The sequence below is a fragment of the Nostoc sp. genome (assembly GCF_036917555.1).
In the GTDB taxonomy this organism is placed as follows: Bacteria; Cyanobacteriota; Cyanobacteriia; order Cyanobacteriales; family Nostocaceae; genus Nostoc.
The window spans coordinates 15599-37503 of record NZ_JBALDD010000092.1 but is presented as its reverse complement, the minus strand read 5'-3'; the positions used below and the strand labels follow the sequence as shown (position 1 = coordinate 37503).

The 21905-nt window shown below is 40.4% G+C and carries 18 protein-coding genes; 8 read left to right on the top strand and 10 right to left on the bottom strand.

Going from position 1 to position 21905, the window contains the following annotated elements; translation table 11 throughout:
• Positions 1-297: 297 nt before the first annotated feature.
• Positions 298-1689, top strand: a complete 1392-nt coding sequence (locus V7K60_RS33990) for a hypothetical protein (protein ID WP_334932507.1) — start codon at positions 298-300, stop codon at positions 1687-1689.
• 215 nt (positions 1690-1904) lie between these two features.
• Here V7K60_RS33990 and V7K60_RS33985 read toward each other — a convergent pair whose 3' ends face one another.
• On the bottom strand, positions 1905-2528 hold the full coding sequence (locus tag V7K60_RS33985) for a site-2 protease family protein (protein ID WP_334932505.1): 624 nt from the start codon (positions 2526-2528) through the stop codon (positions 1905-1907).
• A gap of 526 nt (positions 2529-3054) precedes the next feature.
• Between V7K60_RS33985 and V7K60_RS33980 the strand changes: the two genes are divergently transcribed.
• Entirely contained in the window at positions 3055-3330 is a 276-nt protein-coding gene (locus tag V7K60_RS33980) for a DUF485 domain-containing protein (protein WP_334932503.1), read from the top strand.
• A gap of 106 nt (positions 3331-3436) precedes the next feature.
• Positions 3437-5005 (top strand): sodium:solute symporter family transporter, encoded by a 1569-nt coding sequence (locus tag V7K60_RS33975; RefSeq protein WP_334932501.1) that lies wholly within the window; start codon positions 3437-3439, stop codon positions 5003-5005.
• 126 nt (positions 5006-5131) lie between these two features.
• Here V7K60_RS33975 and V7K60_RS33970 read toward each other — a convergent pair whose 3' ends face one another.
• The 3 genes from V7K60_RS33970 to V7K60_RS33960 all read right to left on the bottom strand — a co-directional run bounded on the left by V7K60_RS33970 (position 5132) and on the right by V7K60_RS33960 (position 7306).
• The gene (locus V7K60_RS33970) at positions 5132-5974 is read right to left on the bottom strand and encodes a tetratricopeptide repeat protein (protein ID WP_334932499.1); all 843 of its coding nucleotides are present in this window, start codon (positions 5972-5974) and stop codon (positions 5132-5134) included.
• A 233-nt stretch (positions 5975-6207) separates the two neighbouring features.
• Complete coding sequence (locus tag V7K60_RS33965; RefSeq protein WP_334932497.1) at positions 6208-7128, bottom strand: ribonuclease D; 921 nt, start codon at positions 7126-7128, stop codon at positions 6208-6210.
• Entirely contained in the window at positions 7106-7306 is a 201-nt protein-coding gene (locus V7K60_RS33960) for a hypothetical protein (protein WP_334932495.1), read from the bottom strand. The genes V7K60_RS33965 and V7K60_RS33960 overlap by 23 nt, the downstream gene beginning before the upstream one ends.
• Before the next feature lie 290 nt (positions 7307-7596).
• On the opposite strand from V7K60_RS33960, the gene V7K60_RS33955 reads away from it, so the two are divergent.
• Positions 7597-8055, top strand: a complete 459-nt coding sequence (locus tag V7K60_RS33955) for a BON domain-containing protein (RefSeq protein ID WP_334932493.1) — start codon at positions 7597-7599, stop codon at positions 8053-8055.
• Positions 8056-8364: 309 nt separating this feature from the next.
• Here the strand turns inward: V7K60_RS33955 and V7K60_RS33950 are convergent, their stop codons facing one another.
• A complete protein-coding gene (locus V7K60_RS33950; protein ID WP_334932491.1) occupies positions 8365-9186 on the bottom strand; it encodes a carbonic anhydrase in 822 nt (273 codons plus the stop codon).
• Positions 9187-9844: 658 nt separating this feature from the next.
• Between V7K60_RS33950 and smc the strand changes: the two genes are divergently transcribed.
• Together smc and V7K60_RS33940 are read left to right on the top strand one after the other, a co-directional pair.
• Entirely contained in the window at positions 9845-13579 is a 3735-nt protein-coding gene (gene smc, locus V7K60_RS33945) for a chromosome segregation protein SMC (RefSeq protein ID WP_334932489.1), read from the top strand.
• A 201-nt stretch (positions 13580-13780) separates the two neighbouring features.
• Positions 13781-14776 carry a PRC-barrel domain-containing protein gene (locus V7K60_RS33940; RefSeq protein ID WP_334932487.1) on the top strand — a complete coding sequence of 332 codons (996 nt, stop codon included), beginning with the start codon at positions 13781-13783 and terminating at the stop codon, positions 14774-14776.
• A gap of 133 nt (positions 14777-14909) precedes the next feature.
• Here the strand turns inward: V7K60_RS33940 and V7K60_RS33935 are convergent, their stop codons facing one another.
• Complete coding sequence (locus V7K60_RS33935) at positions 14910-15317, bottom strand: type II toxin-antitoxin system VapC family toxin (protein WP_442944511.1); 408 nt, start codon at positions 15315-15317, stop codon at positions 14910-14912.
• On the bottom strand, positions 15314-15550 hold the full coding sequence (locus tag V7K60_RS33930) for a type II toxin-antitoxin system Phd/YefM family antitoxin (protein WP_292826873.1): 237 nt from the start codon (positions 15548-15550) through the stop codon (positions 15314-15316). The genes V7K60_RS33935 and V7K60_RS33930 overlap by 4 nt, the downstream gene beginning before the upstream one ends.
• A gap of 280 nt (positions 15551-15830) precedes the next feature.
• On the opposite strand from V7K60_RS33930, the gene V7K60_RS33925 reads away from it, so the two are divergent.
• Positions 15831-17555 carry an ABC transporter ATP-binding protein gene (locus V7K60_RS33925; RefSeq protein WP_334932483.1) on the top strand — a complete coding sequence of 575 codons (1725 nt, stop codon included), beginning with the start codon at positions 15831-15833 and terminating at the stop codon, positions 17553-17555.
• 57 nt (positions 17556-17612) lie between these two features.
• Positions 17613-17951 (top strand): hypothetical protein, encoded by a 339-nt coding sequence (locus V7K60_RS33920; RefSeq protein WP_334932481.1) that lies wholly within the window; start codon positions 17613-17615, stop codon positions 17949-17951.
• 165 nt (positions 17952-18116) lie between these two features.
• On the opposite strand, the gene V7K60_RS33915 is transcribed toward V7K60_RS33920, so the two are convergent.
• The 3 genes from V7K60_RS33915 to V7K60_RS33905 form a co-directional block, all read right to left on the bottom strand.
• A complete protein-coding gene (locus V7K60_RS33915) occupies positions 18117-19574 on the bottom strand; it encodes a protein adenylyltransferase SelO (protein WP_334932480.1) in 1458 nt (485 codons plus the stop codon).
• A gap of 441 nt (positions 19575-20015) precedes the next feature.
• Positions 20016-20471 (bottom strand): hypothetical protein, encoded by a 456-nt coding sequence (locus V7K60_RS33910; RefSeq protein ID WP_334932478.1) that lies wholly within the window; start codon positions 20469-20471, stop codon positions 20016-20018.
• Between the two features lie 384 nt (positions 20472-20855).
• Positions 20856-21431: a GNAT family N-acetyltransferase gene (locus tag V7K60_RS33905; protein WP_334932476.1), complete on the bottom strand. Its 576-nt coding sequence runs from the start codon at positions 21429-21431 to the stop codon at positions 20856-20858.
• Positions 21432-21905 lie beyond the last annotated feature (474 nt).

The window sequence follows — 21905 nt, the reverse complement described above, 5'->3', positions numbered from 1 at the left end:
GCAATATCTACCAGCGGCTACGCCTACACAACTTTTCCTTTATATGATACAATTGTACTATAAAATTAGGCAAGGCTGTTCTTCGCGTTGCCTAAGTTCCTAGTGAATAGACTGAAACAAACTTTGCGCTCCTCTGCGTTATACTCTGCGCTTTTCTGCGTTTAAACTTAAACCCTCAATTGCCTACTAACTTACCATTAAATTTTGTACGGTTATAACAGCTTATTTTGGAATATCAATAAACTTCAATAACCGTTGCTATAAAAGATTCTTAACCTTTATTTGGAAGGTGGCAATATGACAAAGAATCAGATTTCTCTGGTAGAACTAATCCAGATTTTTGCAGAATATCGCAACAATCTTATCGTCAACATCAAACGCCTACAAGAAGATTATCAAAGAACAGGTATTAAACGTATTAGAGGTGTTAGAAACGAAAATGGAGAACTGCTCCAACCTTGGTTGATAACAGAATATATGGATGACACTGACTATGTTGGTATGGGCGAGTTTCAGTTTAACCACAATACTGCTACTATCAATATGCTTGTCAAACGTAGAGTTAAACTTGCTCAATTTGAAGACCAAACTCTTACCATTGAAGTAGCAGGTTTATTAGTAAATGACCTCAATACCTTTAATAATTATACGATTGTAAGTGACGGCAAAATCAACGTGAATTCATTACAAGTCAAAATTAGCAGCAAAAAAGTCTTTGACTTACTCAAAGAAAAAGGCATACTGGATGCAGAAAAATTTGACTTCCAATCAGAACATACGATTCAGTTAGAGAACTTGCCACTTATAGCTGCTAATAGTAGTTACAGCAGTATTCATGGACTATTTAATGAACTAGCAGAAATTAAAGTACTGATTAGTATTATTTGTGCTCACTTGAAAAAAGAGTCAGATATATTTATCGAGACGCAGTTAGATGAGTTTAAAAAGCACTATCTATCTAAGAATATTTACATCAATTTTCCTACAATCAATGAATACACTGATATCAACCAAGCTTTAGTCAATGGTACTATTGGCTCAAAAAGGAGCTATAAAATCGATATCGGCAGTCAAGATATTCTGAATTTGAGTAAGTTACCTTCTGCTAACAAGTTTCTCAATCGAATGTATCGTCTTTATGACAAAGAAACTGGAGAAATTATCATGAAGCCGAGTTTTGAGATGGTATTTGATGAGAATCTTGCTGTTAGGCACAGATTACTGTCATCACGTACCAAGATTACGAAAGTTGACGAATTGATGAAACCAATTTTTGATAATTTTCTTGGGCTTGAGCAAAATGGCATTGTTGGAGGTATTCTTAAGAAAGTTGGCGCTGATAATTTGGCGCAGTTATTGCAGGATAAACCAACTGGTAAGCAGATAAACAAAGAAGAAATAGTTACAGCTTTAACAGTGGCAAACAAAAAGTTAGAACAATATGCAGAAAATATCTACCAAGATAAAATATCTCCCTTAGTATTTTATATTGGTTCTACTGGACTATTGCCAGATCAAATGGAAGCCAAAGCCATGACTGCTGACGAAGCTGCTGCTAAATACCCAAATTTGCAATTTTCTAAAGATGAGCAAGAAGGTACTTTTTTTGCAGTTTGTGATAGTATTATCAGCATTTATACCAAAACTGAATATTACAGCAAAAAGGTGCCTATCCTAAATCAGTTGTGATCCAAAAAATCCCCGACTTATTTGAGAAGTCGGGGTTCTAAAAGCTTACGATTATCACAAATCAAATAGCATTACTACATAAATAACCTGAGATCAGGATAAGCTGAAACCTTGATTTGGTTGCTAGTTTTGACAGTGTGAAACCCTTATTCTTTCGCCCAAGGGATCAAATTTGAGTCCTTAACCCAAACTGATGTTAAATAATCTATTTTTGCTTATAAAGCTGCTGACTCTTCCCCAAGCGCTGACTGTATAACTAAATCAGCAATGCTACCAAGTCCGATCCCAAATTCTGGAATTATGAATATAAGCATCATCGCAAAGAGTCCGAATTGGGTATATTGCAGTGGCTTTAGCTTAGGAAAAATTTCACTGAAAACATGAAATCCATCAAGTGGTGGAATTGGCAAGAGATTAAACAGAAATAATGTCAAATTAATCCGAGCTGCTAAATAAAAAAAATCCTCACTCAAAATTTCTGAAAGATTCAGATTAGAAAGAAATTTCAACACCATAATAAATAGAACGCCTAAAGCCAGATTTGATAATGGCCCGGCTGCTGATACCAAAATGTTGCCTAGCTTACCAGAGCGAAACTTAGATGGGTTGACGGGCATTTGTCCCCAAGCTATACCCATAAGACAGAGAAAAATGATTGATTCTTTGCCCATGTGAACTACAGGATTCAGCGTTAGATGACCAGTCTGTTGTGGAGTGTTATCTCCCTGACTCATCGCAGCCCAGCCGTGAGCGAGTTCATGCAAAGTGATCGAAAATATGACAATGGCAACGATTCTAAAAAAATGAATCGGCTCTGTAATGAGTGTTTCGATAAACATACTTTACTAAATTTTGGTAATGCCCCATCTGTGGAATAACAAGCTATTGAGATAAATGTTATTAAAATATTTACTTAATCTGCTAGGGTGATTTTTGGTATATTTTATAAATCAAAATTTACTACTTTTATTAATCTCAGTTGATTTGATAACTTAAAAAAACATTTCATAACACTTGAAGGATTTTAAAACCTGGTAGTAACTACCTATTTATTTTATTTTTTAGTATATAAAAATTTAATTCCTGAGTTAGTGTTTTAAATAAACGTATAAAAAGCTACTTAAAATATAAGAAAATAACAAATCACTGAATAGATCGGCTTTATTTGTGTCTAATCTGCATCTATAGTTTTATGTTTCTTGACTCAAAACAGAGTTGCTATCGTCTTGTTATTTTGGTATATCATGCAAAGTTAATTTTATTACCTGATATAGCAATAGATTTACTAACAATCTTTAAGAAAATTACGCAGAAATCAGCTTCAATGAGACAATCTGACCTAATCTTCTCAACCTAAAAAAAGATATGAACGATCGCACAAAGGCTCTCCAGGCTCTCGCGGCTGAACGTTGGCGGGTATCCTTGATTCTCAGTGGAGCCATGATGTTTATTTACTTCGGCTTTATCCTATTAATCGCGTTCAATAAGCCCCTGCTGGGGTCATTAGTAGTTCCTGGCCTCAGCTGGGGAATTTTACTGGGGGCGCTGGTAATTGTCTCTGCATGGGTATTAATTTTTATCTACGTGCGTTGGGCAAATAGTAGTTATGACAACCAAATCGCAAGATTGACACGCAAATGAAGAGTGCTGAGTACTATTTGAATCACTCAGCACTCAGCACTGAGTAAGGTAAATTAGCTATTAGCAATTTCTAGTCCCAAATCCAAAATACTAAACCAAAAAAAGCATGAATAGTGTGTGGTTCGATCTGCCACTAGCGGCGGATATTACCAGTCTTGGTAAGTTTAACCCGTTGGCGATCGCTTTCTTTTTTCTGTTTGTTGTAAGTTCTCTAGGCATTACCTATTGGGCGGCGAAGCTCACCAAAAATACGGCACAGTTCTATACAGCTGGCGGTAATATCAGCGGTTTCCAAAATGGTTTGGCCCTAGCAGGAGACTTTATGAGTGCAGCTAGCTTTTTAGGTATCACTGGGCTGGTGGCACTCAACGGCTTTGACGGCTTAATTTATTCTATCGGCTTCTTGGTGGGCTGGCCGATTGTTATGTTTCTAATTGCCGAACCACTACGAAACTTAGGTAAATACACCTTTGCCGATGTAGTGGCTTATCGCTTGCAGCAAAAACCTGTACGTATCGCCTCTGCCATTGGAACGTTGGTAGTAATTAGCTTTTACTTAATTGCCCAGATGGTAGGTGCTGGTGAGCTAATCAAACTACTGTTTGGCTTTGATTATGAATTAGCTGTCGTCATCGTCGGTTGCGTGATGATGGCTTATGTGATTTTTGGTGGGATGATTGCCACCACTTGGGTACAAATTATCAAAGCAGTTCTGTTGCTCGGCGGAACTGTCTTACTAGCTATCTTGGTACTGGCACGATTTGGCTTTAACCCAATCACTCTTTTCGCTGCTGCATCCCAGAAGTATACAGGTGTATTAGCTCCAGGCAAACTGGTTTCCGATCCCTTTGATGCTATCTCTTTAGGGATGTCGTTGATGTTCGGCACTGCTGGACTACCACACATTCTAATGCGTTTCTACACAGTACCTGACGCTAAAGCAGCGCGGCTCTCTGTTACTTACGCCACAGCTATTATTGGCGTTTTTTATCTCCTTACCTTTATCCTGGGCTTTGGAGCGATGGTGCTAGTAGGTCAAGATGCCATCAAGCAAATTGGTACTGGTGGTAACATGGCTGCGCCGATGTTGGCAGAATTTCTCGGTGGTGATGCTTTCTTAGGTTTTATCGCCGCTGTTTCTTTTGCAACGATTTTGGCTGTTGTCGCTGGGTTGACACTCTCAGGTGCAGCTGCATTGTCCCATGATTTGTGGGTGAATGTGGTACGCTCTGGCCATGCTGACGAGTCAGAACAATTGAAGGTGGCTCGCGGTGCAACAATGCTTTTGGGGTTAGTGGCAATATTTCTGGGCATCTTGTTTAAAGGGCAAAACGTAGCTTATATGGTAGGTTTAGCATTTGCGATCGCTGCGAGTGCAAACTTCCCAGCCTTGCTCTTATCAATGCTTTGGCGACGCTTCACTACCAATGGTGCAGTTGCAAGTATGTTAGTAGGTACTGTCTCTTCTTTAGTGCTGATTTATTTGTCACCTACTATTCAAGTAACGATTCTTAAGCACGCTTCTGCACCCTTTCCCTTAAAAAATCCTGGATTAATCAGTATCCCACTGGCGTTTATTGTGGCGATTGTCGTTTCACTATTGAGTACTGAACAGCTGGCACAGGAAAAATTTGCAGAAGTTGAGGATCGCATTCACATTGGTTCTGGGATGTAATTTTGTCATTTGTCATTTGTCATTGGGCAGTAGACAAGGAAGAGGGGGGAGATAAGGAAGAAACTTGTTCAATAATTCACCCTTGTCCCCCTTGGCTCCCCTGCTCCCCTGCTCCCTGCCCCTCTGCTACTGTCCAAGTTCTTTAATGTTATTCATCACTTGTTGGTATAAGTCGTTGTTACCTTGACTTTGAAGAATGCTTGCTGCTTGTTGTAAGTCCTTGAGTGCCCCCTGTTTGTCTCCATTGGTGGCGCGGGCGTTTCCCCGGTTATTGTAGGCAGGGGCAAAGTTAGGATTGAAGCGAATGGCTTGATTGTAATCTGCGATCGCACCCTGGGGATCTCCATTGGCAGCACGGGCATTTCCTCGGTTATTATAAGCGATCGCATATTTGGGGTTAAGGAGAATCGCTTGATCGAGATCGTCTATTGCCCCTTTTTTGTCTCCATTGGTAGCGCGGGCATTTCCCCGGTTATTGTAGGCTTCGGCATAGTTGGGATTCAGGCGAATCGCTTCACTGTAATCTTTAATTGCTTCTCTGTTGTTTCCCAGTGAGGCGCGAGCATTTCCCAAGTTATTGTAGGCTTCAGCGTCGTTAGAGTTGATGCGGAGTGCTTGATTGTAATCTGCGATCGCTTTTTCCTTGTCTCCCAAATCAAAGTAGGCTAATCCTCGCGCATTGTAGGCAGCCCCATACTGAGAATTTTGACTAATTGCCTTACTATAAGAAGCGATCGCAGCTTGCAAGTCGCCGTTTAAATGTTGATTCTTTCCTTGAAGATAAAATTCCCCACCAATGGAAGTTGTAGCTGAACGACGGCTAGGTTGACTAACTCCTATTTCTGTTACCAATACATTGTCATTCTTACTACAAGAAACACTGCTAATTGCAGTCAATGTAGTAAAAATAGCTATGGTAAATAAAGTATTTACCCTTATTCGCTTTTGCCTAAATAAACGCCATCTCATAAGTTAATATAAACTGCCATAACACCTGAACATAATTAGTACCAAAATCTAGATTTTAATTCTTTAACTCAATAATTATTCTAACTTTTGATAGACGTTTCAAGTTAATTGACAAAGTTCCCTAATATTTTATATATTTATCAGAGAAGATAGGAGGAAAGAATTATTAAGTTTCAATATTTATTCTTCACAATAACTCTATAAATTCTGACATTTGTAGCCTGATAAACAATTTACTCATCCTCAGCTTCACTCTCTTGAGTTTTGGGAATTAGCCGCCAAGAGGTATTTTTGTCAATATCTACAGACAATTGTTCCAGATTTTGCCCTAAATCTTTTTGGAGTTTCTGAGTGAGTGTGATTGGAAAATCTAAATTAATACCTTGAGTTTGTGCTAGCTTTGCCAATTCTGTAAATGCAGCTTTGATTGTAGTCCGTTCATAACTAGTCAGCTTATAATCATAAGTTTCTGATATATTCTGAGCCTGCATAGCTTTTTTTATACGTTCTTGCAAATGCTCAAATTCTGAATTCAACAACTTCCATTGCTGCTCAACTTGCGAGTATCTAGTACTTAGTGATATTAAGTCTTCCGTTGCAGGTTCGGGGCTGGCTTGGGCTTGTAAGTCTAACAAGTTTAGGTGAATTTGAGCAAGATAAATGCAGTCTAGGTAAGCATACTCTATCTGTTCTTCAGTCAGAGGGCGTTTCCCCCAATCACTTTTTTGTTCTTGTTTATCGATATTATTAAAGCTACAAAGTGCTGTAGCTATTGTCTTGAGTTGGTAGTTGGGTAATGGCAAAAGATAGTAGGGAATTTTTTTGGCCATTTCCAAAGTGCAAGTAATATTTTTGGCTTTCTTGCTACCGAGAAATTTTAGATCGTAACTGGCGTTGTGAAAAACTTTTTCAATTGCAGAATTGATCATAATTTTATCAATAAATTCAGCTATAATAGTAGGCTGATCTAAGACATCTAAAAGATAGACGCGATCGCCACTCATATCTTGAGGATTATCTAATACCTGAATCACCGATAACCGGGGATTACGACTTTTATAGTCAGCAACTTCTGTATCTATCCATAGTGTTTTAGCGTTTGTATATTCAGCGACAATGGCACGAATTTCGCTAGCCGAAGTAAGGTAGGGCATTGGTTAATATTTCCTGATATTTAAGGCATTGTAAGTAAGCCATAGTTTTATAAAGTAACATTTTGTTGGTGAGTTTGCTGGCAGAGGATTGCAAAAACACTGAAGTTTGAAATTCGTCATAGATATCGCCAAATTGACTCAAATCTGATAACATCGAGTCACTACTGTGGAGTGGCATAGTCTACCATCGAAAGAGTTACTCAGTCAGCATCTACGTTAAATTTATAAAGAGCCACAGACTGTGTGTAAAGCCATCCTGGTTAGCAGCCGTCAGAAAAATTGAATTGGAATTTCTCAAAACTGAGCGCAAAATCTTAGCTTCAAAAAATCGTCCAAATTTCAATTTTCAGTAACCTGAGCTATTGCTTAAGCACTTTTGTTACTTCACTTTTAATTGTTTTTTTAATTTGCTCCTCACTATCACACACCTCAATTAACCGCTTCAAGTACTCAATTCGGAGATAAATAATGAAAAAACTAATTTTATTAGTAGTTAGTAGCATTTTGGTAGTTGGTACTTTTGGCTGCCAAGAGGCTCCTAAAACTGGTTCCGAAACTCCTAACACAACTAATGAAGCCGCTCAAGCACCAGCAAAACCAGCTTCAGAGACAAATCAAACTGCCAAAGTTCCAGAAACACGAACGACTCCTTTAGCAGCTAGTACAGGTACTAAAGTTAAAACTGATTCTGAAAAAACGGCAGCAACAAAAGCTAAGAGCGACTTAAAAACTGAAGTTAGCGCCAAGTTGAATAAAGGCTTACCAGGCAACAAGTTACAAGTTGAAAACAAACAGGGTGAAATTATTCTCAAAGGTACAGCCACTTCTGTTGAAGAACTCAAGAAAGCTGAAACCTTGGCTAAAGAAGTTCAAGGTGTGAAGACGGTGAAGGTAGAAGCAAAAGTTGATACTGTAAAAAAGCCATAAAAGAATAACTGAAGCTTTCAGTTAACATCGGTATGAAAGCCAAATAGAGACTTACACAGATGTAAGTCTCTGTTTTTTACTTACTTAAATAAAACTAAGGAATAGGTAGTTGATACCACTTGAGTAACTTTATATAGTGGTTCTCGGTTGAATACAGCAATTTTCATGTATTTGAACCACATCTGTCGTAAGGGCACAGCAATGCTGTGCCCCTACCACATGGTCTATTTACTTGAAAATAGCTGTAAGGTACAAAAACCCTACCCCCAACTCTCTAAGAGGATGTTTGAAATCCTATATTTTCATCTTTCAACTTCCATTGTTTGAACCTCGATAAATTCGCTCCATCTGCTCTGGAGAAAGGCGTTTCATTGGAAACCACTCAAATTCAGAAATAGACACTTTCTCATAAGGTTGAACATCATCCTGCTGGTTTTGAGGGGAACGCACTACTACATTGGTATTTGAAACTTGACCCCTGAACGAATCATCTATTTCTGATTCTGGAAGCTGAGTTTGAGGCAAAACATAAGCGTGCTTCTGGGGATCGTATGCGAAAACTTCTCCTGTTTCAATGTGATAAATCCAAGCATAAATGCTGAGTTCTCCCCGATAGAGCTTAGAGTGAATCACTGGATATGTCCGCAAATTCTCAATTTGAGTAAGAACATTTTCGGCAATCATAATCTCTAGCAGCTCTTCTCCGTCGTAGTCACTGTAGTGGTCTATAACTAGCCTTCGAGTTGCTTCTGCATATTTAAGCCAATCATGTACAAGCGGCATTTCATCGCTGAGATTGTGTAACTTCATTAATCCTTTCATTGCACCGCAATGAGAATGACCACAAATAATAATTTGGCGGACATCTAAAGCTTGAACAGCATATTCAATTGTCGCACCTTCACCGCCATTACTTGCCCCATACGGTGGGATGATGTTGCCTGCATTGCGAATGACAAATAATTCACCAACTTGAGCTTGTGTAATTAGATTTGGATCGAGACGCGAATCAGAACAGGTAATAAATAATACTCTGGGCTTTTGACCATGTGAAAGTTGCTCAAACAATTTTTGATGTGTTGAAAAATAGCTAGATTTGAATTCGCGCAGACCTGTAATTAATTTTTTCATTACTAAGTTATACAATTTTTGCGGGTTAAAAACCAAATCACAGAGAGCTGATTGATGTAGTAGAGAGGGATTTATTTCTACGTTTTGAGAATTGTAAAGATTACTATATTATAAATTAATTTGGTGCTTTTAATATCCTCTGCCATTTGGTTGAGTTGGTTTTTCCCTTGCTTTCCTCTGTTCTTTGGTAGGTGACATTACTGTGTGAAAACGCCTAGAGCCTGTTTTCAAACTCGTTATATCCTGAGATAGAAATGCGATCGCTTTGTTGTGACGATCAACTGAGGATTACAGATACAGAACAGATGAGTCAAACTATACCAACTGATTTCCCTTCACACTTAAACTATCTGGAGATTGTGTCCAGTTGAATACTTGTAATCAGGGTTGACTCAAAGATACACAAACGCAGAGATTTTTGAATTATAAGTAATTAGGCGGACATAATATTATCTGCCTGGGAAAATTTTGATGGTCAGTTTGCGACATCAAAATTTTCGCTGTACACTGAGCGATCACCTGTGGTAAGCCTTTTGGGTGAAGCTCGCAGGCTCACCGCAACGCATCTACTATAATTTCCATTTCTACCCCTTACCCTCTTGCGAATTCTTAATTAGTTGATACACTTGTTCTTCATTAGCCCAGGGAACCAGCGCCTATGGTGCACATCAAGCGCGTGGAACTTACGAACTTCAAATCCTTCGGTGGCAGTACTTCTGTCCCTTTGCTACCGGGGTGTACTGTCATATCTGGGCCAAATGGTTCGGGTAAGTCTAATATCTTAGATGCACTGCTCTTTTGCCTGGGACTCTCCAGTTCTAAGGGAATGCGAGCCGAACGCTTACCGGATTTGGTAAATAACACTCAAACGGCTAAAGGACGTGCTTCGATTGAGGCTAGCGTCACGGTGACATTTGATTTGTCGGATGAAATCTTACACAAAGATACAAAGGCACAAAGGGAGGAAGTAGAGGAAGTAGAGGAAGTAGAGGAAGTAGAGGAAGTAGAGGAGGTAGGGGAAGCAGGGGAAGCAGGGGAGGTAGGGGAAGAAAATCCAAAATCCAAAATCGTTCGACTGAGCGAAGCCGAAGTCCAAAATCGTTCGACTGAGCGAAGCCGAAGTCCAAAATCGGGAGAGTGGAGTGTTACTAGAAGGCTACGAGTCACTCACCAAGGGACTTACACATCGAATTACTATATTAATGGTGTACCTTGCACGTTGACAGAGTTGCATGGAGAACTAAGTAACCTCCGGGTTTATCCTGAAGGCTACAATGTGGTACTGCAAGGGGATGTCACCAGCATTATCTCGATGAATGCGCGGGAACGACGGGAAATTATTGATGAATTAGCAGGGGTGGCAGCGTTTGATCGTAAAATTATCCAAGCCAAATCAACTTTAGATGAGGTGAAGGAAAAGGAAGATAGCTGTCGGATTATTGAGACAGAATTAACTGCACAGCGCGATCGCCTTTCCCAAGATCGGGCTAAAGCTGAGAAATATCAAAAACTCCGCACGGAATTTCTGGCTAAACAATCTTGGGAAGCTGTTTTATCATGGCGATCCTTGCAAGCACAACAAGAAAAGTTAGTTCACGAAATTCAAACAGGCGATCGCAATTTTAGTGAACTCACTACCCAACTCACAAACCTAAATTCCCAAATCGTCCAAAAAACTGCTGAACTTGAACAACTCAATGCCCACGTGAAAGCATTGGGAGAAGAGGAACTTTTGGCGGTACAATCTACCCTCGCCACCCAAGAAGCAGAACGTAAACAACTCCAGCGTCAGCTAACGGAATTACAAACAGCAACGCAGGAAACTGCCAAACGTCTAGCTCAAACTCAGCAAGAGATTCAAAAACACCGTCATTCTTTAGAAGAAATTGCCAAAACACAGGTTGTAGAGGGGCAATCTATTGTCTATTGTCAGCAACAAAGGGATGAAACACAGCAAGCTTTAGAAACTTCCCGCGAAGCAGCAGCAGAAATCGCCTCGGCTTCAGAAGCGTGGGTGCAGCAACAAACAGCATTCAACCGTCAAATTGAAGCTTTACTACAGACTCTAGAACCTCAACGCACGGAACAAGCACAACTCAGGGAACGCAATAATCAGTTACAGCAGCTTATTCAAGAGCAAACTCAGTTAATTGAACGTGATGAACCGTTGTTAGCAGAAAAACAAACTGAGTGTAGTGGAGTTGAAACGGAATTTAACACCTCTAGCGAACCCATCCAAAATTTAGCCCAAAATCTCTCAGCCACAGAACAAGAACTGCAAATCCAACAGGAAACCCAAAAACGGTTACTTTCTGAACAACGAGAAAAACAACGTCAGTTGGATAAAATAGAGGCGCAAGCGCAAGCACAGCAAGAAGTCCAAGGAACCCAAGCCAGTAAAGTCATTTTACAATCGGGAATGCCTGGACTTTGTGGCTTAGTTGTGCAGTTAGGAAAGGTAGAACCTCGCCATCAGCTTGCTTTAGAAATGGCTGCTGGGGGACGCTTGGGACATATTGTGGTGGAAGATGATGGTGTAGCCGCAACAGGGATTGAATTGCTCAAACAGAAGCGGGCTGGGAGAGCGACTTTTTTACCGCTGAATAAAATTCATGCTCCCAAATTTACTCAAGATGCAACACTGCGTTTTGCTAGTGGCTTCGTTAACTATGCTGTTAACTTAGTCGATTGCGATCGCCGTTACAAAGATGTATTTAGCTATGTTTTCGGCAACACAGTGGTTTTTGCCAACCTGGAGGCGGCGCGGAAAAATTTAGGACTGTATCGCATCGTCACCTTAGACGGGGAACTTCTGGAAACCAGCGGTGCAATGACTGGTGGTAGTAACACCCAGCGTTCCTCCTTGCGGTTTGGGAATGCGGAAGCGGCGGAATCTGACGAGGCGATCGCTTTAAAAACTCGCTTGGTGGACATTGAGCGAATTTTAGAGCGTTGTACTGAAGCGATCGCTACTTTGTCAACCAAAACAAAAAAACTCACCCAAGAACTCACCGAAGCGCGTCAGGCGCGACGCGAACAGCAGTTGCAATTGGAGCAATTGCAGAAAGACATTAAGAGTTTAACAGCGCAATTAGAGGGGACGCGATCGCAACTCGCACAAAACAGCGAAAAGTTAGCCACTGCTCAATCCCGATTAGAAATTTTAGAGCGGGAATTACCTGGACAAGAAAATGAATTGCAACAATTGCGACACGCTTTAGCAGAGTTAGAAGCTTCCCAAACCCCCAGTGAATGGCAACAAATCCAGGCAACCATTAAAATCCAAGAGCAACAATTACAACAACGGGAGACGGCATTAAGGGAAGCTGAACAAAGATTAAAAAATTTAGAAAATCAGCAACAACGTTTGCAAGAAAAAATCCAAGAAGGGGAGACACGAATCACAGAATATGAAACCCAACAAATCTCTTGTAGAGACGCAATTCATCGTGTTTGCACACAAATCACAACGATAGATGAGCAAATCACCCAAACCCGCGCTAAACTCAGCCAAATGGAGCAGAATTTGGGCGAAGAGAAACAAAAACGTGACGCTACAGAACTGGAAGTGCGATCGCATCTTTTGCGACAACAACAATTGGAATGGGAAATCCAAAAACTCCAAGAAACCCAAGAGAAGCGGCGAGAGGAACTAATTGCATTGGAAACTCAATTGCGGGATGTGGGAGCAGAATTACCAAATCCGTTGCCGGAAGTTCCAGATCAGGTAGACTTGGAAGAATTGCAGAAAGAATTGCGATCGCTTACCAAACGCTTACAGGCAATGGAACCTGTAAATATGCTGGCGTTGGAAGAATACGAACGCACTCAAAACCGTCTCCAAGAACTCACGCAAAAATTAGAGACACTAGAAGGAGAACGCACCGAACTACTTTTACGGATTGAAAACTTTACCACGTTGCGGCAACTTGCCTTTAAAGAAGCTTTCGATGCTGTCAACGAAAACTTTCAATCAATTTTTGCCATTCTTTCAGACGGCGATGGCTTCTTGCAACTAGAAAATCCTGAAGATCCCTTTAGCAGCGGACTGAATTTAGTCGCACATCCCAAAGGTAAACCAGTACAGCGCCTAGCTTCCATGTCTGGGGGAGAAAAATCACTCACAGCCTTGAGCTTTATCTTTGCCCTGCAACGTTACCGTCCATCGCCATTTTACGCCTTTGACGAAGTAGATATGTTCCTAGATGGAGCAAACGTAGAGCGATTAGCTAGAATGATTAAACAACAGTCACAACAAGCGCAATTTATAGTTGTGAGTTTGCGTCGTCCGATGATAGAATCAGCCGAACGCACAATTGGCGTTACTCAAGCACGAGGAGCTTACACTCAAGTTTTGGGGATTAAGTTACAATCATCCAATACATCTGCTTGAGTTTTTGTTAATAATAGTGTATAGATAAACCACGTAATGTGTGACTTTCTCTCAAACCTAACCCCCAACCCCTTCCCTACCAGGAAAAGAGAGCAAAAATCAAAGCCTCTCGTTCACTGGGACAGAGGAATTGGAAGTGGAGTTACAAGAATAAGTTGCACATCGCGTTAAACCGGATTCGAGATCAGGACTCGGTATAGAATGACCTCCGAACAGATAATTAGGCGTTCCGACATATTAAATACCCAGGTGATTACCCGCGACAACGGCAAGCGGCTAGGCATCATCAGTCAAGTCTGGGTTGATATCGATCAAAGAGAGGTTGTGGCTCTTGGTTTGCGAGACAGCCTGATCTCCATTTCGGGCATACCGCGCTATATGTACCTCAACAACATCAGCCAGATTGGTGATGTCATCCTGGTTGATAACGAAGATGTCATTGAAGATATCGAAGTTGAATCTCTCAGTAATTTGATTAACTGGGAAGTAATTACAGAAACAGGTGAAGTATTAGGCAAAGTTCGCGGCTTCAAGTTCAACGGCGAAACTGGGAAGCTTGAATCTATAGTCATTGCTTCTTTAGGATTGCCCCAAATTCCCGATCAATTTGTGAGTACTTACGAGTTCTCAGTGGATGAAATTGTCAGCACTGGCCCCAATCGGTTGATTGTGTTTGAGGGAGCCGAAGAACGAGTAAATCAGTTGACAGTTGGTTTACTAGAGCGCCTGGGTATCGGCAAAGCACCGTGGGAGCGAGATATAGAAGAAGAATACGGCTATACTCCACCGCGTACAATTGCAGCACCCAATCAACTGCCTAGCGGAGTGCCATTGCAGCCACCCAGGCAAAAAGTTCGCGCCCCTGAACCAGTAGCGCAAGAAGAAGAATGGACTGAAGACTATGTGGAAGAAGAAAGGCCACAGCGTCAGGTAATGAAAGCGCGGCAGTATGAATCTATTCAATACGAAGAAGATGAGGAAGAAGATAACTGGAGCGAGGCAACAGGCAGCGACAGGTATCAACAACCGCAGCCGCTAAAATATGAAGCCCAGCCCTACAGCAAGCCTTATGTTGACGAATACGATGATTATGACGACGTAGAGGGCGATGCTTGGGAAGATGTGCCGAAGCCTGTGAATATTCCTAAAAAAGTCAAGGAAAGACAGCCAGAATACGAAGAGGAAGGCGGATATTAATTCGTAATTCGTAATGGGCTATGCCCCGCTGCGCTAACGTAATTCAATTAGAAAATTAGGAAGTATTTTAAGATTAATTCAGCCTTTTCCTTACTTAACAAGGAGAGGGCTAATTTTTTAGATATTTCTGATTTTAGCGAAGTTCGAGCCAGTTTTCTACTTTTAAATTAGGAACACGGGAAAATTCACGAATATTGGCGGTAACGAGAGTTAGACCAAGGGTTAAAGAATGGGCAGCAATTAATAAGTCATTAGCTCCAATCGGTTTACCTTGTTGTAAATCAGTGCGGATTTCTGCGTAATATTGCTCTGCAGGATGAGTTAGGGGTAGTATTGAAATACTATCCAAAATTATTTCAAGTTTTTCTATGAGCTTTTGGGAGTTCTTCTTTCTAGCTCCAAATCTTGATTCGCAAGCTACTATAATACTTGTATAAATTTTGTTTTCTCCGACATCTTGAATTTTTGAAAATACCACTCCTCTGGGGTTTTTAATTAGTTCGGAAATGATGTTTGTATCTAACAAGTATAAATAACTCATTTTGAAAACTCAATATCATCTAAGGGTAATAATCCTTTGTCCACGTCGGCAAAGTCTTCGTCCAGTGGTTCAAGGGTGGAAAGGGTTTCCAGAAGGGATTTTTTCTTGATGGGGGAAATGATGGCGAAGGGGATACCGTTTTGGGTAATAGTGAGGGGTTCGCCTGTTTTTTGGGCTTGGTTAAGTAGGGTTTGGATGGTTTCGGGGAGATCGGAAAGGGTGATTTGTGTCATGGTAGGTTCTGGGGTTAGCGGATGGGGACTTGGCGCACATCTATTTTACCTGTGACGGCGTTGGTAATGAGGGCGGTGCGATATTCAAAACAAGATTAAATCCGGGATTCCACACCCAGAACTGTCACACCGCAATTAAATGGATCTATCTAGTATTTATGAACTAATTAACTCTAGGATCAACGCTAAAACAGTTTGTAACTAATTAGTTAAGTGTTCAGAAACTCACTAAAAACTGCTAGCGTCAAACAAAGTAAAATATCGCTGTGGACTTTCGAGCTTGAAAACGCGTTCTAATTACTGGCAACTGCTACCTTATATCCGACTCCAGTGGCAAACTATCGCTAAGGGACTTATTGGGATTTTGGGATACGTGCTGGCGACATTAGTATTAATTAATCTCGCCGGTAAATTGGCAACTCCCTTTGCTCAAGGTAATGTAGTAGCGATCGCTCAAATAACTGGTAGTTGTGCTTTAGTATTTCTTGTCAGAGGCTTGTTTCAGTCTATACAAGATATGTACATGGCGAAAGCTGCTTTGAGAGTTGCTTTTCATCTCCGCCAGCAAGTCTACGCACATCTTCAAAAGTTAAATCTCAGCTATTTTGAAACGGCAAAAGCAGGTGATTTATCTTACCGCCTCACCGAAGATGTTGACCGCGTTGGCGAAGTAGTAAATAAAGTATTTCACGACTTTATCCCCTGCATTTTACAGTTGCTAGCAATTCCGATTTACATGATTTACCTGAATTGGCAACTGACATTAGCAACAGTGATAGTTGCACCACTAATGGGTATTTTAGTTGGCTGGTTTGGCGAACGGTTACGCAAGTATTCCTTAAAAAGTCAAAATCGCGTGTCGGGTTTATCAGCCATCCTCGCGGAAGTTTTCAACGGAATTCGTTTAGTACAGGCTTTTGCTGCCGAAAATTACGAAATTGCTCGCTTTGGACATGAAGCAGAACGCAGCCTCAAAGCAAAATACTCAGCCGAACGCCTGAAAGCGATTCAGATTCCCATTGTGGGATTTTTGGAAGCCTTAAGTGCGTTATCGTTACTGATTGTGGGAGCTTGGCAAATTTCCCAAGGTAACTTGACAGTGGCGAATTTTTTCAGTTATCTGGCGGCGGCGGCGCTGTTAATTGATCCCATTGGTCACACTACTAATAACTACAACGAATTTAAGCAGGGTGAAGCATCTGTTGACCGCGTTTTTGAATTGATGGCAATTCAGCCAACGGTGATCGAAAAGACAAATGCGATCGCTCTTTCTCCAGTCAATGGCAAAGTAGAATATCGTCATATTTCCTTCGCCTATAAACCAGGCGAACCTGTCTTAAAAGATATCAGTTTATTGGTATCGCCAGGTGAAGCGATCGCTCTTGTGGGTGCTTCTGGTGCTGGTAAAACCACATTTGTCAACCTCCTCCCGCGTTTTTACGATCCTGAAGTTGGTCAAATATTGATTGACGGTGTTGATATTCGAGATGTGAACCTGCATAGTCTGCGGCGACAAATAGGGATTGTTCCTCAAGAAACTATTATGTTTTCGGGGACGATTGCCCAAAATATCGCTTTTGGACAAGATATTTTTGAGATAAAAGCAGTTAAAGAGGCGGCGAAAATTGCTAATGCCCATCAATTTATTAGCCAACTACCAGAGGGTTATAAGACTTGGGTAGGCGAACGTGGGGTAAACTTATCAGGTGGACAGAGACAAAGAATTGCGATTGCTCGTGCTGTTTTGCTCAATCCCCAAATCTTGATTCTCGATGAGGCGACATCAGCATTAGATTCCGAGTCAGAAGCACTGGTACAGGAAGCGCTGGAAAGATTAATGGAGAAACGGACAGTGTTTATTATTGCTCACCGTTTATCGACAGTTAGGAGGTGCGATCGTATCTTAGTTCTCGAACAAGGACAAATTGTCGAATCGGGAACCCATGAAGAATTATTAGCCCTAGAGCATCGCTATGCGCGATTTTATGCCCAGCAGTTTAGTTAGCCGTAATCGCCTAATTTAAAAAAAATGATTATGTTTGATTAACTGGAGATAAATTAAATGGTACATTCTAATGCTATTGCTATCGTTGAAAATTTACTGTTTGATTTTGCTGCAACTCTAGCAGATCAAGATGAAAGAATCACGGGTTTAATAGCTCAGACAAATTGCTTTGGTTGGAGTCTTGAAAATTTTGATAATTTAAGAGCTTGGTTTCAAGGTCAAGGAAAGCTGGAGTTTGCTGTAACTTTATATTTAAGTGGAGAGCAAGACGAGGATAAACCTTGGTCAGGTTCTGAAATTAAAGCCGACATTGAAGGTAAAGCATCAACGCCAGAAAACAGCAATGTTTGGAAAATCACAGAGTACAGAATAATGAAAGCCGATACAGACTTGTAATACACCCCATGTAATATCTCTTAACCCGGTTTTCTGCGCGAATGCTACTCATACCCCATTTAGTCATGAAAACGCAGGGAAAGCCATCTAAATATTGACAAAGAGCAGGAGGTAGAGGGGCAAAGTAAAAAAATCATTTTCATTACAAGCCTTGCCCCTTATTAATTATCTCCTAGATTGAATTGCCTTGATTAACTCATAAAAAGGTTGCCAATTATCTTCTTGAGCAATTGATTCCCAAATAGATTCAATTACGGGTCTTAATAATGCCGTTTTTGGATTATTAACAGTTAGAGTTTGGGCAATTACATCAATGCGATCGCTATCAAAATCATTCAAGATTTTATGGTATAGTATGCACCAATCATCAAAAATTTCTGACGCACCCGTTACTGGTACAATATCTGAACTATTCATTACAAAACCTGGTTCATCTCGCCAATTAGATGAAAAAGTACGAGCCATCTCATAAAAGAATTGGTGATAACCAACTTGGCTCGCTTTCAAAAATTCAATCGTTAGATTCAAGAGTTCTTCAGCTTGTGGATGTAGCAACTCCACAAAACCCAACTTTTTCAACATCAAAGAACTGTATTCAGCTTGATAATATTTATCAAACCTGGTTAATCCAGTTTCCATATCACCTTTATCAATAATTGCCTTGAAAGGTTCCTGGAGCATTTCTAAATTCAACTGGCAAATAGTTGGTTGATGACTGTAACAGTAGCGTCCAGAATAGTCAAAATATGCAGCGATAAAGTAGGGGTTATAAGTAGGGATAAATCCATAAGGTCCATAATCAAAACTCTCTCCCGTAATCGACATATTGTCAGTATTGAGAACCCCATGACAAAAGCCAGCCGCCATCCACTGTGCTGCTAGTTCTGCAACCCGTTTAACTAATTCGGCGTAAAACAGGGCATATTTATCTTGTTCAGCACTTAAGTGTCGATAATACTGCTCAATTACGTGGTCTAACAGCTTCTTAGTTAAATCTGGACGCTGGAAATAGTGCAGTCGCTCAAAAGTACCAAATCGAATATGAGAACTGCTCATTCTAATCATCACAGATGAACGAGTAGGCGAAGGTTCATCGCCCCGCCAGAGTGGTAAACCTGTTTCAATCATGCTCAGACAGCGCGAAGTACGTACACCCAAGTAGTGCAGTGCTTCCGCAGCTAGAACTTCCCGCATCCCACCTTTGAGCGTGAGCATACCATCGCCACCACGGGAGTAGGGCGTTCTCCCAGAACCTTTAGTGCCAAAATCGTATAATTCGCCATCATTGGCGCGTACTTGCCCGTAGAGAAAGCCTCTACCATCACCCAACTGTCCGTTATATTCACCAAATTGATAGCCGTGGTAACGTAGAGCCAACAAGGGTTTGCGTCCCTGAAATTGACCAAAGGCTCTGATGAAATCTTCGTCTTTGACTACTTGGGGGTCTAGACCAAAACGGGGTAATAGTTCATCGTTACGCCAACGCAGAAAGTGTTGGGGAAATTCCGCCGCTGCAACCTCATCGTAGTAGTCACCGCCTAGAGATTCTAAGGCTGGTTCGTAGTTGAGGGTGAGAAAAGGATTGCTAGAATTTTTGTAGTTTGGAGTTTCAGCCAGAGTCATTACGAGCAAAGCTTAATTCATTCTTCCTTTAATACTACCTCTGGCTTCAGCATCATCAGCATAGACGCAAAAAGCGACCGATATCTAAATGCTATCAAAATCTGGAGTGCTTCAGGAGGCAGGAGTAACCCACCTTGAAAAACGTAGAATTGAAGTAAGAACGAAGCATTCTACGGCGGGCATCCCCTCTTCTGCCAAAAAGAGAGGCTATGCGAACGCGGAGCGTCTCGTAGAGAACGGAGAAGACCGCACTGACTCGTTTGTATTTTATGACACTTTCTGACCGATGCAATTCTTCTTTTTAAACTGGCTGACCCAACACTGCGTTCTTTTAGAAGAAATAAAGTTTTGCACATTAAAAAAATAAGACTGGCTCAACCGAAGTTTGGATAAAATCCGCCAGTCTTCCGAAACTTAACCTTAATTAAATAAACTGATTTTTTATTTTGTAATTGGTTGTGATGTTGGTCGAGTAATTCCTACTGAGTTTGATGTTGGTTGTGATGCCTGTGAAGATAGAATTTTTTTCACTTGCAGGTTATAAGTTTGCAAAATTGATTGAACCTGTTTCTGTTGATTTTGATTCAAATCCAAAGATTTTAAAACTATTCTGATTCTCTGACGGGATTGCAGTGCCGCTTTAAATTTAGTATCTTGGGACGGGTTTAATAGAGCCTCAATATTCTTATCTCTTTGCTGGCGAGCCACTTGGATTTGTAGGCGCTGTTGCTGTGTGAGTTTGATTGGCTGGTGTGATACAGTACTAGTCTGAGTTTTTAAGGCTGGTGTAGTGGCGGAATTTGGACCTGGTGCTGCCAAGACAACTCCGTTTAAGATGGTAGCAAAAGCGAAGATAGTAGAAAAGACAGATAAGCGCTTTATAGAATTAATGAGCATTTTAAAAAACTCCTCAATTATTTAAGAAAATTGGACACATCGGCTAAAGCTAACCTTAATAACTAAGCCTGGTAGTGAACAAATATTACTATTGCATTTGCTTGTGGAGTTGTTGTGTATTTATTATGAATTTGCTATGAATTTGTAGATGCTTATAACCAATGTATTAAATTCATTTTATCTAAATATTATTGAATTATAAATATATATAACTTATGCATTATTTATAACTTAAAATAAGTATTTCAGTGAATTTTTAGTATTGCTTATTTATAGAGATTGCCTAAATAACGTTGATAAATAGCAATTATAAATAAATGAGTTTATAAACAGTGATAGTGGGTAAATAAAATACATATTATTGACAATAATACTCAGCAGATTTTAAAATTTAGGTGCTTTCCAATGAGGATTTGTAAGACTTGTCAAAATATGATCTTCCCATTGCCCATTAATTAACAAATAGTCTCTAGCGTATCCTTCAACGACAAAACCGAGTCTTTTGAGTACATTACCACTGCGCCGATTGTGAGGCATATAATTAGCCATAACTCGGTGAAAATTTAACTCTTCAAATAGATATTGAGTTGCAGATTTTAACCCCTCTGTCATATAGCCTTTACCTTGTTTATTTTCAGCAAGGCTATATCCCACATAGCAAAAATGAGCTACTCCTCGGACAAAATTACTAAAATTGACTGTTCCAATAACTACAGTGGGATTTTTTTTGGTAAAAATAAATAGTTTTAATGATTGACCATTGATAAATTCCAGAAAACTATTCTCTATCTGATATTGCCAATATTCTTCAGTGAAAAAACCATCAGCCCAAAGAGGATAGAATGGAGTAAGATAAGTTTTGTTATCAATGAAGTATTTGAGAATTTGAGGTATATCTTCATGGATTGCTGCTCGTAATAATAGGTGATCGCTTGCAATTATTGGCAGTTCTGATATCATAAATTACCTAATCGGCGGGATATCTTCCCAAAACATTCTCTAAATTTTATAAATTCTCTCATAACCTGTGGTTTAGCAGCCAGGGCGAATAGAATTCGCACGCCAGTTACATAAGTCTTGCTAATGTCTAATACAACTCTTGGAGACGCTGGGCGTAGCTTGCTTCCATGTTCGCGGAGCGTGCCGTAGGCAAGTGGTACGACAAAGCTTTGTCACCATGCCAACAACAAAGCTAAGTACAAGTGCCCAATGCCCAACGCCCTTTACAACAGATAGGGTGAGTATTTTTGCTCTTAATCTGCCATTCAACCAAAATCTTGATAAGCTGATGTCTAATATCTAGAGCGGAAGGATTGAGAGCCAATGGGTGATAAAGCACAGTGTGCAGCATAACTTCGATAAAATCGCTTTGCCCAAACGCTGTACTGCAGGATATTCAACCAAAAGACAGCTCAAGATTTAACCCAGTCTACA